The organism is Nocardia sp. NPDC051911, from assembly GCF_040681035.1.
In the GTDB taxonomy this organism is placed as follows: Bacteria; Actinomycetota; Actinomycetes; order Mycobacteriales; family Mycobacteriaceae; genus Nocardia; species Nocardia sichangensis.
The window spans coordinates 1-16,312 of the sequence record NZ_JBFAXY010000035.1 but is presented as its reverse complement, the minus strand read 5'-3'; the positions used below and the strand labels follow the sequence as shown (position 1 = coordinate 16,312).

Below are 16,312 nucleotides of genomic sequence, written 5' to 3'. Positions count from 1 at the left end.
CCGGCTCCTTGATCAGCAGAAGATCGAGCGTCGTGCGGATACCGGGGCTGGGCGGCCACCACCGTCAGTGGTCACCGGCCGCCAGCAGCGCGTCCAGCTTCTCCGGGTCGACGCCGAAACCGGCGAGGCGGTTCAGCGGGATGGAGCACCCGGCCCACGAATACTTCTGCGACCGCTACCGCACTGCCCGGGACGCTCTCACCCGCGCCATCGCCGACCTTTGCGAATCCTGCCGCGTACCGGCCGATCTGGATCCCGACCGCTTCGCCGTCCTCGCCATGGCCGTCCTCGACGGCCTGCAGACGCAGTGGCCGTACCACCCGGCCGATCACGTGGCGTACCTGTGGGAGCTGATCGAGCGCTCCGGGACGTCGTAGTATCGAGCTTGGTAGTCCGCCCCGGCCGTCCATCGTCCAGCCGGGCGGCAGCCACGGGGAGTGCAAGATGAGCGCACGCGAGGGCCTCCGCCCGCGACGGTTGCATCGCAGCACCCGGGTGCTGGTGGTCGCCGCCACGGTGTTCGTCGTGTCGCTGTTGGTGGTGCCTCGGCTGATCCGAGGCTACGTCAGCTGGCTGTGGTTCGGCGAAGTCGGCTTCCGTGGTGTCTGGCTGACCGTGCTGTTCACCCGGCTCTCGCTGTTCATCGCGGTCGCGCTGATCATCGGTGGCGTCCTTTTCGCGGTGCTGTGGCTCGCGTTCAGGTTCCGCCCGCTCTTCGTTCCCGAGTCCGAAGAGGAGAACAGTCTTCGGCCGTATCGGGCGGCGGTGCTCCGGCATCCGGTGCGGTTCGGTCTCGGCATCGCGACCTCGCTGGGGCTCGTCTGCGGCCTTGCCGCGGAGTCGAACTGGATGACCGTCCAGCTGTTCGTCCACGGCGGGTCCTTCGGCGTGTCCGACCCGCAATTCGGGCACGATGTCGGGTTCTTCGTCTTCGACCTTCCCTTCTATCGATTCGTACTCAACTGGCTGTTCATCGCCGTGGTCCTCGCCTTTGTCGCGAGCCTCGCCGCGCACTACCTGTTCGGTGGCCTGCGGCTGTCCAGAAAGACGGGCGGCCTGACGCACGCGGCCCGCGTCCAGCTCGCGATACTGGCCGGCTCGTTCATCCTCTTGAAGGCTGCCGCCTATTGGCTCGACCGGTACTCGCTGCTATCCAGCCGCAGCAAGGAACCCACTTTCGCGGGCCCTGGCTACACCGACATCAACGCGGTGCTTCCCGCCCGCCTCATTCTCTTCGCGATCGCCGTGATCTGCGCCGTGGCGGTCTTCGCCGCCATCGTGGTGCGGGACCTGCGAATCCCGGCGATGGCCGCCGCGCTTCTGCTGCTGTCGTCGATCCTCGTCGGAGCCGTCTGGCCATTGGCCGTCGAGCAGTTCTCCGTCCGCCCGAACGCCGCCGACATGGAGCGTGTCTACATCCAACGCGACATCGCGGCCACCCGCCAGGCGTACGGGATCGGCAGCGACCGGGTCGAGTACCAGCCCTATCCCGGCGTCGGCACCAGGTCGCCGCCCGAGGTCCCCGCGGACGTCACCACGATCGGTGACGTCCGCCTGCTGGACCCGAGCGTGCTATCGCGGACGTTCACCCAGCAACAACAGCTGAAGAATTTCTACAGCTTCCCACCGCATCTGGACCTGGATCGCTACCGGGTCGGTGGGCAACTGCGCGACTACGTGGTGGCGGCGCGCGAGCTGACCCCGACCGCGCTGAGCGGCAACCAGCGCCATTGGGTCAATCGGCACACCGTCTACACGCACGGCAACGGGTTCGTCGCCGCACCGGCCAACCGGGTGAACGCGGCGGTCCGCGAGGCCGCGGGCGATGCCGCGAGCAGCAACAGCGGATATCCGATCTACGCGGTCGGTGACATCGCGTCCCAAGCCTCCGGGCACCAGGTGATCCGAGTGGATCAGCCGCGCGTCTACTTCGGCGAAGTGATCGCCCATGCGAGCCCGGACTACGCCATCGTGGGCGGCGGCACCGAGCCCCGCGAGTACGACACCGACACCACCACCTACACCTACGCCGGCGCGGGCGGCGTCCCGATCGCCAACTGGGTCAACCGCCTCGCCTTCGCGGTGACCTACACCGAGCGCAATATCGTCTTCTCGAAGGCGATCGGTCCCGGTTCGAAGATCATCTTCAACCGCGATCCCCGCCATCGTGTCGAACTCGTCGCACCGTGGTTGACCACCGACAACGACCCCTACCCGGCGGTCGTGAACGGCCGGATAGTCTGGATCGTCGACGCGTACACCTCGATCGACGGCTACCCCTACGCCAAGCGCAGTTCGCTCGAAGCCCTCGAGCCGGGCGACGAGACCCAGCGGGAGTCGCCGCGAGAGATCTCCTACGTGCGCAACTCCATCAAGGCGACCGTCGACGCATACGACGGCACGGTCACCCTCTACCAGGTCGACCGGCAGGATCCGGTGCTGGCGGCCTGGATGAAGGTCTTCCCCGGCACGGTCCGACCGGAGGAGTCGATCAGCCCGGAGCTACGGGCGCACTTCCGGTATCCCGAAGACCTGTTCACGATCCAGCGCGAGATGCTCGCCAAATACCACGTCGACGAACCGCGCGAATTCTTCACCACCAACGCGTTCTGGTCGGTGCCCAGCGACCCCACCGTGGAGTCCAATCCGCATCAGCCTCCGTTCTACGTCCTGGTCGGCGACCAGGCCGGCGCGGAACCGTCGTTCCGGCTGGCCAGCGCGATGGTCGGCTACAACCGGGAATTCCTCTCCGCCTACGTCTCCGCCCGCTCCGACCCGGAGGGCTACGGCAAGATCACCGTCTCGCAGTTGCCCACCGACACCCTCACTCAGGGTCCGCAACAGATCCAGAACTCGATGATCTCCGACACCAGAGTCGCTTCCGAGCGCACCCTGCTCGAGCGCTCGAACCGGATCCAGTACGGCAATCTGCTCACCCTGCCGATCGCCGACGGCGGCGTGCTATACGCCGAGCCGCTGTTCACCGAACGGATCTCGACGGCACAGAACGCGTCGACATTCCCGCAATTGGCGCGAGTGCTGGTCAGTTACCGCGATCCCGGCACCGGCGGTGTCCTCGTCGGCTACGCGCCGACCCTCGCGGAGGCGCTGGAGCAGGTGTTCGGTCCGGCCACCGGCAGACTCGCCACGCCGCCCGGCGGCGGACCCGGCGCCCCACTGCCGCCGGGTCAACAGCCCGCCGCGCCACCACCGGTCGCGTCACCGCAGGCACAGCCCCCGCCGGTGGATCAGGCGAAGATCGCCGAACTCAACGCGCAGATCGACCAGATCCGGGCCGCACTGGAACGTCTGCAGAAACAGCTGGGCGAACTCGAACGCAACGGTCGCTGACGCTCGCGTCGTCGGCCGCCAGCTACTAGTCGGATTCCGCTGCTGCCGAGTCACTTTCGAGGACCGCGCTGCGTTGCGAGTCCGGCAGGTGAACCAGAATCAGGCCGACGCCCGCGATGAGGAAGTTCTGCAACGCGGCCGACGAGGCGTTCACGTCGTCATTGGCCCACATGCGGAACCATTCGCCGCCGATGGTCAGGAACCCGCCCAAGAACAGCAGCACCGCCATGGTCCAGCCCAGACTCGACAGTTTCACGGCCGCGTCCAGACCGGCTCGCAGCCTGCGCGGCCGTCCGGTCAGCACCCGGCCCCATACGGCTCCCGCCGTGAGGAGCACGAAGGCGATCAGGAATTCCCAGATCACCACGAGGATGTAGGCGACGAGCGCGACATTGCCATTGGTGATCGCGCGCCAGTCCGTGCCCGGATTGTGGATCGTCGCTTTCATCGACAGCACAGCGGCCACGCCGTTGCGATTGGTGTCGGTGTCGACGCAATTGGTGAACGCGACGAACAGATAGTAGAAGCCGGTGATGGTGGCCAGCGTCGCCACCGCCATCCGGCGACTGCCCACCACATCGAGAATCTTTGTGCCGCTGCGCGTCATCTGCCTACCTCGGGTCGACCGGCCAGGAGCTCCAAGCGTCGACGATCATATCGGTGCCCGATCACGCATTCTCCCCACAGTGGGGAGCCCGGCACGGCCGGGGACGAGTCGAAATGTTGTCTACCGCATGAGGTTCCGTTTTGTATCGCCCGGAGTCTGTGCGCGAGGCTTCCGGCTGTACGACCGGCGGCGGCGGGCGGGGGACGTCGTGAAACGCGGCGACTGCGCCACCCGGGTGTGGTGGCGCAGTCGTCAACTGTGCGCTCCGAAGGCTCGGCGGAAGTGCCGAACCCACCGGCTTCTACTGGGCGGTGGTCTGCCGCTTCGGCAGCTTCCACCCCGGCCGGGGGAAGTGGCAGGTGTAACCGTCCGGGTAACGCAGCAGGTAGTCCTGATGCTCCGGCTCGGCCTCCCAGAACTCACTCGCCGGGGTCACCTCGGTGACCACCTTGCCGGGCCACAGACCGGAGGCGTCCACGTCGGCGATGGTGTCCAGGGCGACGCGCTTCTGGTCGTCGTCGAGATAGAAGATCGCCGAGCGATAGCTGCTTCCGATGTCGTTGCCCTGGCGGTCCTTCGTCGTCGGATCGTGGATCTGGAAGAAGAACTCCAGCAGTTGCCGGAAGTCCGTCCGGGCCGGGTCGTAGACGATCTCGATCGCCTCGGCATGGCCAGGGTGGTTCCGGTACGTGGGATGGTCGTTGCGTCCACCGGTGTAGCCGACGCGTGTCGATATCACTCCCGGCTGCTTGCGGATCAAGTCCTGCATGCCCCAGAAGCATCCACCGGCCAGAATCGCCTTGCGCGTGTCGGTCACGCCTCCTCCTTCGCGAAGAGAGTCCTGTACTGCCCATAGCCTTCCGCCTCGAGGTCGTCGAGGTGGATGAACCGCAGCGCAGTCGAATTGATGCAGTACCGCAAGCCGCCCGCCGCGCGGGGACCGTCGGTGAACACGTGCCCGAGATGGCTGTCGCCGTGTGCCGAGCGCACCTCGGTGCGGACCATCAGATGGCTGAAGTCCCGCTTCCGCACCACGTTCCCGGCTTCGATCGGCTTGGTGAAACTCGGCCATCCACTTCCGCTGTCGAACTTGTCGACCGAGGCGAACAACGGCTCACCCGACACCACATCCACATAGATGCCCGGCTCGTGGTTGTCCCAGTACTCGCCCGTGAACGCCCGCTCCGTGCCGTTCTCCTGAGTGACGTGGTACTGCTCAGGCGTCAAGGCGGCGACCGCCGCGGGATTCCGGTTGTACTCCCGTGCCACATGACCTCCTCATATCGGCCCCTGGTACAACCAGGGCACCGGCATGGAAAATCCCGTGCGAGCCGGGCGTCACACTCCGGTCCGGGCAGCCGGGCCCACGGCGGCCGCCCGTCGTCACCGACGGCGTCGGTCGTCCCGCTATACCGTGGAACTCGCGGTGGCTTCCGGGGCGGGAGGGGCGACGCTCGGGGGCGCCTTTCTCCGGGGCACCGTGAATACGGCGACCAGGCAGAGAACCGCGACAACGAAGCACGCGAGGGTGTACCACAGATTCCCGATCGGGTCTCCTTCGCTGGTCACACCGTCGACGGCGGCGAAGAAATCGGGCAACGCGGTCGCCCAGAGCAATGCCATCACGCCCAGGTACACCACGCCGTAAATGCGGACGAAGTCGTTCGTATAGGGCGCCGCGTCCGAGTCGCCGCGCCGCAGCCGGAGCCACTGGCGGGTCAAGATCACCACGGCGGCAATGGAGAGGACGGCCAATTCGGCGGCGTAGAGCACGCCACGCACCGTGGTGCTACCCATGCCGAAGACGGTCGCGGGGATGGGCAGCACCGCTGTGCCCAACGAGGCGAGAATGCCGATGACGATCGTGCGCCCGACCAGCTGCCCTCCGGAGAAATTTCGGCCCTGGTCGATGTGGCGGCCGACGAACGATTGGACGCAGAAGGCGAGCGACATCGGCCACAGAGCGGCGAAGACGACCACGCTCGGAAGCGGTACCGAATCGAACATCGGTTGATTGATCGGGTTGTCGACCGACCATTCCCACCAGCGCAGCTGCGGGCCGAGATGATCGAAGATCTCGTAGAAGGCGTGGTGGACGAAGCCCACGCACACCGATCCGGCGAGCACCCCGTAGTGCCGGAAGACCCCGAGAATCCTGACCAATTCGAACGCGAGGGTGGCCATGAACGGGTAGATCGCGATGATGTAGAGCGGTAATCGGCCCCAGAGGAATTCCACGGTGAACAGGTTGTGCGCGAACATCGTGTCGACGTGCGCGTCGATGCCGAACGCCGCGGGGAAGTACAGCGGCGGCTCGATGATGAACAGATACGCGGTCGCCCCGAACCAGAGCACCAAGTTGGTGGGATCGCCGTGGCGGCGCAGCCGCACGATCGCGTAGATCAGGGCCAGGACCGCGCCGAGGACGATCGTGAATTCGAGGACGGGCAGGGTCCAGTTCTCCAACGCGAAAGGGTTCCGCACCTCGACCGGCCCGCCCGCCTCCTCGCAGGAGAAGCCGAGCGCGGTCGCGAGACGGTCGAAGGTGGGTGCGCAATGATCAGCCATCGGTCCGGCTCCTAGCGTGCGACCGTGTCGGCGGTGTACCAGTGCGAGACGTCGTAGCCGGCGTCATAGCGTTCGAACCACACGGCGGCCAGTTCGGGTAGTTTCTCGTGGTCCGGATTGTGCTTCGGCAATTGACTGCGGATGACGCCCACCAGTGCGACGAGTTGTTCACCGAGCGGCAGGTGGTCGAACGCGCGCGGCATCGGGCCGTTGTCCTCGGCCTGCAGAAACGGCAACCATTTGCGCAGCTTCTGCCTCCGCCGGTAATTCGCGAACATGGACAGCGCGTCGACCTTTCGCTCCTCCAGCGGGACATGCTTGTTGAAGCCCGCGCAGGCCAACCGGATCACCTTCATCACGTGACGGAAGATCGACGGCGCCATACGCATCCGATACACATCGCTCCCGACGACGGAATCGAAGATGATCAGCGCGGAACTGCGATGTTCGACCTCTTCGACGAAGTGCCAGATGAACAGCGACGCCACTCGGTCGTCGCCCGGCCGGAACAAGGTCGAGTCGTTGTCGAGCATCAGTTTGAACACCGGAGTGAACGTCGCTTCGAGATCGGCGGTGTAGGCGAGGCGGTATTCGACCGAAGTGTTCACGGTGAGGCGGTCGAATTCCGCGATCACTTCGTTGAGCGTCTCCTGGAGTCCCGGGTGGCGCCGGATCAAGGCATTGGCGTGCTGGCGATGGGCGGTGGAGTGCTGCCCCTCCTGGCGCACGAACGCGTCGGCTTCCTCGGCGACCTCGGGATCGGTGATCAGGGGCATGGCCTCGCGGATCATGTTGACGATCATCTTCTCGAAGCCGATCGCCAGGAAGGACACCGCATTGGCCATGGACGAGAAGGCCGGATTCTCCTCGTTCCACAAGAAGGGCACGTCGTAGTCCGCGAATGCGAAGCGCATCTTCCGTACTTGAAGATCGGTCACTGGGCTATACCTCGACTTTCCGAAAACGAACCGGTCCGGCGGCACCACCCGATGCGCCGAGCCGCGTTGCAGTGATCATACATACGACTGTCCAAGTGTATGATCAGAATCGCGTCAGAACCGGGTCTACGGCACCCTTGTGATACGGTCGAACCCTTGATCCGGAGGGTCGGCAGGCTTTCCATCAGGGGGTTCGCAAGCGACGGGCTTCGAGTCGAGGAAGCGGGCAGTGGCAGGAAGGCGCGGGTGGGGCGGGAGTCCGCCGAAGGACGACGAGGAAGCCTCGCGTCGCATCGTCGCCGCCGCGGTCGAACTGATCGGACGGACGGGTTCGGAGATCGGCATCGCCGACGTCGCCGAGTCGCTCGGCGTCATCCGGCAGACGGTCTACCGGTACTTTCCCAGCGCGGACGCGCTGATGACCGCGGCGGCGATCGCCTCCGTCGACGGGTTCCTCGATCGGCTGACACAGCACGTCAGCGGGTTGGAGGACGCCGTGGAAGCGATGACCGAGGGGGTGGTGTACACCCTCGCCGAGGTCCGTCGAACACCCCACCTCGGCATCTTGCTGTCGAGCACGTACTCGAACGTCCATCCGGAGAGCCTGACCTCCGAAGAGGCGCAAGCCTTCGGCATGACGATGATCAAGCGCTTCGACGTCGACTGGGCGCGTTACGGATACGACGACGAGTCGCTGCACGAGCTGGTCGAATACGTCCTGCGCACGATGCAGTCGTTCTTCATTTCCCCGGGCAATCCACCGCGCGGCGAAGATGACCTGCGACGGTATCTACGGCGCTGGATGGGCGCAGCGATCATCGCCCAGACGAAGCCCTCCGCCAGCGTCCAGGGGTTTGCGCCGTAATCGGTTGCGGCACTTGTGGTGTGGCGCCGATGCGGATGAGGCGAGTGGGATCAGCTCGCGTCGTCGAGCCGTACCGTCACGAAGACGCGGCCGCGTTCGTCGCGTCGCGCTACCGCGTGCCCGGGCCGGTCGGCGCCGTTCAGATGGAGCGTGATGGGGCCGCCCTCGCCCAAGAAGTTCCGCCACCACGTCTTCCGGTCCGGCAACGCGACTCCGATGACGAACTCGTCCGCTTTTCGCCAGTAGTTGACCGGTGTGCTGAACGTCCGCCCGGACCGTCGCCCCACATAGGTGATCACCACGAATCCTCTGCCCAGCAGGCGCCCGAGTACCGGCGCGTCGAGCATGCCTGCCACCCCGGCGTTCATCGCTCGCACGACGCGTCCCAGCACCGTCTTCAGTTCCACGAATTCCTCCAGCCACCCACGGACATCTCCCGAACCCTAACCGTTTTCGCGGTGACGAGCCCGCCGCGGTGGGCCGGACGGTCACCGAAATGTCGTTTTGCGACGCTCGACTTCCGGTTGTGGGCAGGATTCGCCAATTGACCGGCACCTCGAACGGACCCGCTTCGATACTCGTGCGACGACCGTCATCACGGCGGCCGGAGGGTTCATGCGCAGAAGGGAAACCGATGACAACCAGCCTGCCCGCATTCCCCGCGGCGAACGAGGATCTGCTGGACACCTGCATCCGGCTCCGGGAGATCGCGCCGGTGGTCGAGGTGGAGTTCCCCGGCGGCGTGCCCGCCTACCTGGCCCTGACGCACGACGCGGTGCGTGAGATCCTCGCCGGGGACAACAAGACCTTCGCGCGGGATCCGAAGCATTGGCCGGCCCTGCACGACGGTTCGATCGCGGAGGACTGGCCGCTGCGCGCCGTCGTGCAGGGCGATCACCTGTCCACCAAGGACGGTGACGACCACCGGCGGCTGCGGGGTCTGATCAGCAAGGCGTTCACGCCGGGCCGGGTGCAGGCGCTCGAGCCGCGCATCCAGGCGATCATCGACCGATTGCTGGACGACGTGATCGCCGCCGGTGACGGCGTCGATCTGGTGCCCACCTTCACCGAAGCGCTGCCGATGGCGGTGATCTGCGAACTGTTCGGGGTGCCTGAGCCGGAGCGGGACCGGCTGCGACGCTGGACCGCAACCCTGCTGGCCCACACCACACCGCCGGAGGAAGCATTCGCGACGCAGAACTCGCTGATGACGTACCTGTACGAACTGGCGGACCGGAAACAGGAAAAGCCCGGCGACGACCTCACCACCGGTCTGGTCCAAGCTCGCGATCGGGACGACAAACTCACGGCCGACGAACTGGTCGCCGTTCTGTGGATCATGCTGGTGGCCGGGCACGAGACCACGGTGCATCTGCTCGGGCACGCCATTCTGGCGCTGTCGCGACACCCCGAGCAGCTCGCCCTCGCGAAGGCGGAAGACCGCTGGGGTGATGTGGTCGAAGAGACTGTGCGCTACCGCCATTCGGTGATGATGACGAGCTGGCGATTCACACTGACGGACGTGACCGTGGCCGGAGTCGCCATACCCAAGGGCCAGGCGGTCGGTGTCGCGTACCAGGCCTGCGGGATCGACCCGGCCGAATACGGCGAGACCGCGAACGAGTTCGACATCACCAGGGAGCAGCGCGGCGGACATCTCGGATTCGGTCACGGGCCGCGGTACTGCATCGGCGCGGGCCTGGCCCGCCTGGAGGGCCGTCTCGCGCTCGCCTCGCTGTACCGTCGGCTGCCGAACCTGGAACTCGCCATCGACCCCGACGAAATCCCGTACTCGCCGTCGTTCTTCACCGTCGGACCCCTGTCCATTCCGGTGAAACTGGGCGCCGAGAAGCAGTAACCCTTGCCCGGCGCGGCAGCCGAACCACGAGGTCTCGGGTCCCGACTTTCGTGCCGGTTGCCGCGCCGGTCGACCCGCAATTGCCGATAATCGGTCAGCGTGGTGAACGACTCGCTGGGCGCCGGCCACGGCGCACTCGATGCATGTTCACATGGTCGGCAAATTTGCGCGGATGGTGCCCGGGCCGTTCGCGATGGTCGCGGCGGATTGTCGAATCTTGCAACGTTTCCGCTGTTCAACGGTCTATTGCGAACGGGAAACGCATTGTCGGATCTGGCGAGATCTGATCATGTGTCGTGTCACGCTGCTGCGGTCCGCAGTTCCGTAGCAACTGGCAGGAAGGATCGATGACGCCGATGTCACAAGGAGATCCGATCGTCGGGACCACGTCCGAACAGCTCGCCCGGATCGCAGTCCAGGGGCCCTGGGACGCCCAAGGGCAGGTGCGCCCGGAAGCGGTGCAGTTCGCGTCGAACTTGGTGAGCGCCGTGCGTAAGCGCAGTGGCAAGGGGCTGGTGCCCGATGACGTGGACGACCTGGTGAACCGGGCGCTGAACGTCGCCGTGCCGACGTTCCCGCGCATCGAAGGGGCGGGCGGGATCGGTCTGTCGGCGCACATGCTGCGTCAGACCACCACCCGGCCGTGCCCGCTGGTGGTCTTCCCCGCCGGGTGGACACCCGTCGGCTGGCCCTTGTTCGAGTACGCCTATCTCACCCTCGCGTGGAAGGGCTATCACGTGCTGGCCTACACGCCGCGCGGAATCGGCTGGACCGCCACACCAGGAACGAACCTGCCGTGGTTCGGCACGTCCGAAGGCACCGTCGATGTCGCTGGTCCATGGGATCGGGCCGACGGCAAGAAGGTGCTCGACTACGCGATAGACGAACTCGCCCCCAGCGGCATCGCCTTCATGGGTGAGTCCTATGGCTCGGGCATCAGTCAGCTCGTGGCCGCGCACGATGACCGGGTCGACGTCGTCGTCGCGCTGAGTACCTGGGGCAACCTCGCCACCAGTCTGTACGACAACGGCACCCGCCATCTGAAGGCCGTCGAGGCACTGATCGGCCTGACCGGTGGCGAGCAGGCGGAGAAGTTCGACGAAGAAGCATTGGAGATCCTGGCGAAGTTCGCCGAGGGTGTGGACATGGATCCGGTTGTCGAGTGGGGCACCGAACGCGCACCGGAACGCTATGTCGGCTCCCGTGATATTCCGACCTTCTTCTCGAATACCTGGCACGAGGGGCTTTTCCCGGTGAACCAGGTGCTGGAGACCTTCGAGAAGCTTCCGCGCCCGAAACGGCTGAACATGTGGATCGGCGACCACGCGGCGCCGGAAGGCCCCGGCCTGATCGCTCCACCCATGCCCGGTGCGGGCCCGAACGAGCCGCTGCGCGAGGCATACGCCTGGCTCGATCACTACCTGAAGGACGAGGACAACGGCGTCGACGCGTGGCCGGAGATCAGCAATCAGGTCATGTTCACCTACGTGACCACTCCAGGCGCCGGGAACGGCCAGAACGTGATCGTCGAACCGGCGCGGCGCGAGGAGAAGGCCTCGTGGGCGGACGTCACCACCGATACGGAAGTGCTGGTCTTGACCGATGAGCGTGAGGGCGGCGACGGTGTGCTGACCCCCGATTCCACGGGCGGTTGGCAACGCAGTTTCACGGTGGGCGAGGAGCCCGAGGTCGTCGCCATGGACAAGCTCATGACGACGGGCCAGGAGGAGTGGTCGGGCAATCCCAAGGTCTACCGGATCGATGAGATCGACCGCGGTCATGCCCTCGTCTGGTCGACGGGGCCGCTGCTCGCAGCACGAGGCGGCGTCGCCAGGCAGATCCGCGGGATCCCGCGGTTGCAAGTGACCATCGACAGCACCCACGAGTCCGCGACGGTGGTCGCCTATCTGCTCGATGTCGACGAGAACGGCTCGGCGAGAATCATCACCCACGAACCGAAGACGACGGAGTCCGGTCTGCCCGCGACCGTTTCGTGGGAGCTGCAAGCAGCCGCCTACGATCTCCCCGACGGTCATCGGTTGATGCTCGTCCTCGACGGCATGGATCCGCTGTATTCCAGCGCGAACAAGGTCGGTTCGACGATCACCGTCAGTGCACCGGATGGCGCCCCGTCCTGCCTGGAGTTGCCGCTCGGCTGACCGTTGCGCGTGGCCCGGGCAGGCAAACCATCCGGGCCACGCCATGGTCGACGACGGATCGGGCCATGACCACGATTCGGCGGTCTTCAGCCCGGCGCGAACGTCACCACCAAGACATCGCGATAGGCGGGGCGGCTCCGATCCACCGGACGCACCGGCGAAACACTGTGCAAGGTGCGGCGGTCATCGCCGAGCAGCAGCGTTCCCGGCCGATCGAGGGTGGTCCGCAGCAGTCGTCGTCCGCTCGGATCGAACACCGAACTCGCGCCGCCCAGGGCATTCTGCCGTCCAACCAGAAGCGAGGAGACCAAGGTGACGCCGTCGCGGTGGCGGCCTTCCGGTGTAGGCAGGCCGTCCGCGTCCGCCGAGGCGATGACCCGGAAGGGATGTACTTTCGCGCTCCACCGCGCCGGGCCGTCCAGCGCCGTCGCCAATCGCGCGAGCAGTCGCAGCACCGCCACGAAAACAGGGTCGGTCACGAATGCATCGGTCAAGGGCTCGAAAGTGCGGTCCACGCCGATATAGAGCGGGTTGGATTCCTCGGGCTGCACGAACGAATCCGACGACAGCAGGCCGATGCGACCGGCCGAACCGGTGAGCGAGAACCGGCCGTACCGGCGCAGCCTGCGCGTGCCACGGGCGTCGGCGTAGACGTCCGGGTGCAAGTCTTCCCAGTGTCGGCGAAATCGTTCCCAGTCGGCCGGCTCCAGGTCGAGGCTCGCGGTCGTGACGTCAGCGGGCAGGAGGTGCACGCCGTCGGCGACCAAGGCGTCGCTCGCGGTCCGTTGTACCTGCTCCGCCGTCTGCCCTTCCGGATTCAACGGACGTGGGGCCGGGTGGGCGCGGAGATGGCGTCGTCCTCCGCCGCGATCACGACGTCGTAGTCGTGTTCGGTGAACCGCCGGGCCAGTTCCAAACCGATACCGCTGGAGGCTCCCGTGACGAGTGCGAGTGGTGTGTCGGTCATGTGCTGGGGCTACCCACTGAAGCCGCACCCATACCCGGGTCCGACCGGCTCGGTAGTCTGCAGGGGTGTCCGCCGCGCCCGCCGACGCTGACGCACCGATCGTTCCGGTGCGAGACGGAGTGTTCTTCACACTTCCCGCCGCGTTGCCGCGGGGGCGCCACAATCTGGGGCGGGAGCAGGTGATGGCGGCGCAGCGGGAACGGTTGCTGGTCGCCGTGACCGAACTGCTCGCCGCCCGCGGTTACGCCGGATTCGGTCCCACCGATGTCGCCAAGCGGGCCGGAGTGTCCTTGGCGGCGTTCTACGACGCTTTCGCCAACAAGGACGAGTGCGTATTCGCGGGCTACGACCGCTTCATCCAAGTGCTGCTGACCCAGCTGACCGCCGCGGACCTCAAGGGCCGGGATCGCAGATCCATCGTCGCCGACGCCCTCGGCCAGTACCTCGGCTCCCTGCAGAACGACCTGGTCGTAGCGCGCGCCTACCAGGTGGAGATCGACGGGCTCGGGCCGGCCGCCCGGCGACGCAGGCGCAAGTCGATCCGGCTGTTCGCCGAGTACATCCGCGGTCTGGTGCAGAGCGCCAGCGGGAATCGGCAGCCACTGTTGTCCGTCACCGCGTACATGGGCGTCGTCTACGCCGTACGCCAGCTCACCGCCGATGCGCTCGACGAGTCGGGCGAGCCGGATCTGACCGCACTGAGCGCCGACCTGGAGCCCTGGCTCACCGATCTGTTCCGCGAACACTGATCCGGCGCGCGGCCGCGAGCCCGACTTGACATGACAGCCGCCGTCGCGCAGCATTGGCGTAAAGCTCGTTACTTCGATACCGCCCGCATCGGCGTGGCACGCCGCCGAATGTCCGATTCGCCGTCGTCGATCCCGCGACGGATGCCTGTCGTCGAAAACCTCGAATGGCCGTAACAATCGCACTCTTCACCCGTGACCTGCGCGTCCACGACAACCCGGCCTTGTTGGCCGCCGTACACGAGGGCGCGGCAGTGGTTCCGCTGTTCGTCGTCGACGACCGGCTCGTCGGCAGCACTCGCCCGGCCGCCAACAAACTGCGTTTCCTCTCCGCCGCGCTGGCCGAACTCGATGCCGAGCTTCGCTGCGCCGGTGGGCAGCTGGTGATTCGGCACGGTGACTACGTCGAGGCGGTGGATCGGGTGGCGGCACAGGTGCACGCCGACAGCGTCCACATCGCCGAGGACGTCACCTGGTACAACCGATGCCGACTTCGGGCACTGGGCGAACGGCTGGCGCGGCGCAGCTGCCTGCTGCACACCCATCCCGCCACCCTCACCGCCGTGGATCCCGCCGATTGCGGACCGTATCGGCCGGACGACGAGGTTCCGGACTTCGCGACCTATTTTCGCCGATGGTTGTCGGCGCCGAAGCGACGACCGCTGGAAAAGCCCACGGAATTGATCGTTCCTCGCATCGAGAGTGATCCCGTGCCGAGATTCGACGAACTCGGCGACGCGGCCGTTTCACCGCAGTTGGCGGTCGGAGGCGAGATCACGGGTCGTGCGCTGTGGCGAGGCTGCACCGCCGACCGGCGACAACCACGCGGCCGGTCCAAGGGTGACCTCACGGGCGAGGGATGCTCCCGGCTGTCGCCGTACCTGCATTTCGGTTGCCTGTCGGCCGCCGAAATGGCGTACCACACCGACATGGCGACGCCGGATGGCCGCGCTTTCGTCCGGCAGCTCGCTCGGCGCGACTTCCATCTCCAGTTCCTCGTCGCCCGGGCCGATCTCGCGCGGTCCGGCGCTGGTACGGATGTGCGGCAGGCGCACGATCCGGTCGTCGTCGGCGCCTGGCGCGACGGCCGCACCGGATACCCGATCGTCGACGCGGGCATGCGGCAGCTGGCCGCGCAAGGGTGGATGCCGGAGCGGGCACGGGTGATCGCCGCCAGTTTCCTCACCACGACACTGCAGGTGGACTGGCGGGTCGGCGCCGAGCATTTCCGCCGGTGGCTGCTCGACGACGCGGCGAGCGACCGCTTCACCTGGCAGCAGGCGGGCCGTTTCGACCCGAGAGCGGTCGGCACCGCCGAACGCTACGACCCCGAGGGGAACTACGTGCGGCGTTGGATACCGGAACTGGCTTCCCTGCCGGGTTCGGAGATCCATCGCCCGTGGTGCCACAGCGTGCCGCCCTCGGTATATCCCGCTCCCATCGCGGGCAGCGCGAGCACGTAACCGGCCTGCCGGGCGGTTTCGCGGGCTCGCTGCCGGGTACCGCGGCGACGGACGTAATTCGTCAGTCCGTCCCGATTGCCCGAGGGAGGTCAACCATGGCAACCACGATCGACTCGACCACCGACGCCGTCGATTTCCTCATCGACCAGCACGGCCGGATCCGGCAACTGTTCATCGAGACCGCCGACACCTCCGACCCTGTTGAGCGCGAAAGCAAGTTCTTCGAATTGCGACGCCTGCTCGCCGTGCACGAGACCGCCGAAGAAGAGATCATTCACCCGCGCGCCCGGCGTGAACTGGGCGATGGCGCGTCTGTCGTCGACGCGCGGCTGGAGGAGGAGAACAAGGCGAAAAAGCAGCTCGCCGAAATGGAGTCGCTCGACATCAGCTCGATGGAATTCCAGGTGAGACTGGCCAAGCTGCGCGAAGCGGTGCTGGCCCATGCCGACCATGAGGAACGCGAGGAATTCAACCGGCTGCGCGAGGAACTCGACGACGAGACGCTGCGACGTCTGCGCAAGACCGTCGAGCTCGCGGAGGCGATGGCGCCGACCCGGCCGCATCCCGGCGTGGAATCCGCCGCCGCGAACGTTCTGGTCGGCCCGTTCGCCGCGATGATGGATCGTGCCAAAGACATGATCAGCAAGCCGCGGCATTGATCCATGCGGCAGTGCAAGACGCGCGGCGCGCGGCATGCTGCGGGGGTGATCCGATCCAGAACAACGTAAATCCGCACCGGCGCAAGCCGGTGTGCCCCGCCTCGCGCGGGGATGATCCCGGAAGGAACCAC

At 66.4% G+C, this 16,312-nt stretch carries 15 protein-coding genes and 1 pseudogene; 8 read left to right on the top strand and 8 right to left on the bottom strand.

What is annotated here, in order from left to right; genetic code table 11:
* The first annotated feature begins 32 nt into the window (after positions 1-32).
* Both AB0L97_RS31650 and AB0L97_RS31645 read left to right on the top strand, forming a co-directional pair.
* The gene (locus tag AB0L97_RS31650; RefSeq protein WP_364436740.1) at positions 33-377 is read left to right on the top strand and encodes a TetR family transcriptional regulator C-terminal domain-containing protein; all 345 of its coding nucleotides are present in this window, start codon (positions 33-35) and stop codon (positions 375-377) included.
* A 67-nt stretch (positions 378-444) separates the two neighbouring features.
* On the top strand, positions 445-3,351 hold the full coding sequence (locus AB0L97_RS31645) for a UPF0182 family protein (RefSeq protein ID WP_364436737.1): 2,907 nt from the start codon (positions 445-447) through the stop codon (positions 3,349-3,351).
* A gap of 25 nt (positions 3,352-3,376) precedes the next feature.
* Here the strand turns inward: AB0L97_RS31645 and AB0L97_RS31640 are convergent, their stop codons facing one another.
* From AB0L97_RS31640 to AB0L97_RS31620, 5 genes are all read right to left on the bottom strand, one after another.
* Complete coding sequence (locus AB0L97_RS31640) at positions 3,377-3,958, bottom strand: DUF2165 domain-containing protein (RefSeq protein WP_356965886.1); 582 nt, start codon at positions 3,956-3,958, stop codon at positions 3,377-3,379.
* Positions 3,959-4,259: 301 nt separating this feature from the next.
* Positions 4,260-4,775, bottom strand: a complete 516-nt coding sequence (gene msrA, locus AB0L97_RS31635) for a peptide-methionine (S)-S-oxide reductase MsrA (RefSeq protein ID WP_356965888.1) — start codon at positions 4,773-4,775, stop codon at positions 4,260-4,262.
* Positions 4,772-5,227: a peptide-methionine (R)-S-oxide reductase MsrB gene (msrB, locus tag AB0L97_RS31630; RefSeq protein ID WP_355075479.1), complete on the bottom strand. Its 456-nt coding sequence runs from the start codon at positions 5,225-5,227 to the stop codon at positions 4,772-4,774. Before msrB ends, msrA begins: the two co-directional genes overlap by 4 nt.
* A 138-nt stretch (positions 5,228-5,365) precedes the next feature.
* Positions 5,366-6,526, bottom strand: a complete 1,161-nt coding sequence (locus AB0L97_RS31625; protein ID WP_364436732.1) for a hypothetical protein — start codon at positions 6,524-6,526, stop codon at positions 5,366-5,368.
* 11 nt (positions 6,527-6,537) lie between these two features.
* Entirely contained in the window at positions 6,538-7,464 is a 927-nt protein-coding gene (locus tag AB0L97_RS31620; RefSeq protein WP_355075483.1) for a metal-dependent hydrolase, read from the bottom strand.
* Between the two features lie 229 nt (positions 7,465-7,693).
* Here AB0L97_RS31620 and AB0L97_RS31615 point away from each other — a divergent pair, with 229 nt between their 5' ends.
* Positions 7,694-8,329, top strand: a complete 636-nt coding sequence (locus AB0L97_RS31615; protein WP_356965893.1) for a TetR/AcrR family transcriptional regulator — start codon at positions 7,694-7,696, stop codon at positions 8,327-8,329.
* 50 nt (positions 8,330-8,379) lie between these two features.
* Here AB0L97_RS31615 and AB0L97_RS31610 read toward each other — a convergent pair whose 3' ends face one another.
* Positions 8,380-8,697, bottom strand: a complete 318-nt coding sequence (locus AB0L97_RS31610; RefSeq protein ID WP_364436891.1) for a hypothetical protein — start codon at positions 8,695-8,697, stop codon at positions 8,380-8,382.
* 266 nt (positions 8,698-8,963) lie between these two features.
* On the opposite strand from AB0L97_RS31610, the gene AB0L97_RS31605 reads away from it, so the two are divergent.
* On the top strand, positions 8,964-10,187 hold the full coding sequence (locus tag AB0L97_RS31605) for a cytochrome P450 (protein ID WP_355075486.1): 1,224 nt from the start codon (positions 8,964-8,966) through the stop codon (positions 10,185-10,187).
* Between the two features lie 356 nt (positions 10,188-10,543).
* Complete coding sequence (locus AB0L97_RS31600) at positions 10,544-12,346, top strand: CocE/NonD family hydrolase (protein ID WP_364436727.1); 1,803 nt, start codon at positions 10,544-10,546, stop codon at positions 12,344-12,346.
* A gap of 86 nt (positions 12,347-12,432) precedes the next feature.
* Here the strand turns inward: AB0L97_RS31600 and AB0L97_RS31595 are convergent, their stop codons facing one another.
* Both AB0L97_RS31595 and AB0L97_RS31590 read right to left on the bottom strand, forming a co-directional pair.
* Positions 12,433-13,167, bottom strand: a complete 735-nt coding sequence (locus tag AB0L97_RS31595; protein WP_355075489.1) for a 2OG-Fe dioxygenase family protein — start codon at positions 13,165-13,167, stop codon at positions 12,433-12,435.
* Between the two features lie 9 nt (positions 13,168-13,176).
* A pseudogene (locus AB0L97_RS31590) lies at positions 13,177-13,313 on the bottom strand (SDR family NAD(P)-dependent oxidoreductase); the annotation flags it as partial.
* Between the two features lie 65 nt (positions 13,314-13,378).
* Here AB0L97_RS31590 and AB0L97_RS31585 point away from each other — a divergent pair.
* The 3 genes from AB0L97_RS31585 (at position 13,379) to AB0L97_RS31575 (ending at position 16,181) form a co-directional block, all read left to right on the top strand.
* Complete coding sequence (locus AB0L97_RS31585; protein ID WP_355075491.1) at positions 13,379-14,062, top strand: TetR/AcrR family transcriptional regulator; 684 nt, start codon at positions 13,379-13,381, stop codon at positions 14,060-14,062.
* A gap of 164 nt (positions 14,063-14,226) precedes the next feature.
* On the top strand, positions 14,227-15,522 hold the full coding sequence (locus AB0L97_RS31580; protein ID WP_355075493.1) for an FAD-binding domain-containing protein: 1,296 nt from the start codon (positions 14,227-14,229) through the stop codon (positions 15,520-15,522).
* Positions 15,523-15,617: 95 nt separating this feature from the next.
* Positions 15,618-16,181 (top strand): hemerythrin domain-containing protein, encoded by a 564-nt coding sequence (locus AB0L97_RS31575; protein WP_355075494.1) that lies wholly within the window; start codon positions 15,618-15,620, stop codon positions 16,179-16,181.
* Positions 16,182-16,312: the final 131 nt, after the last annotated feature.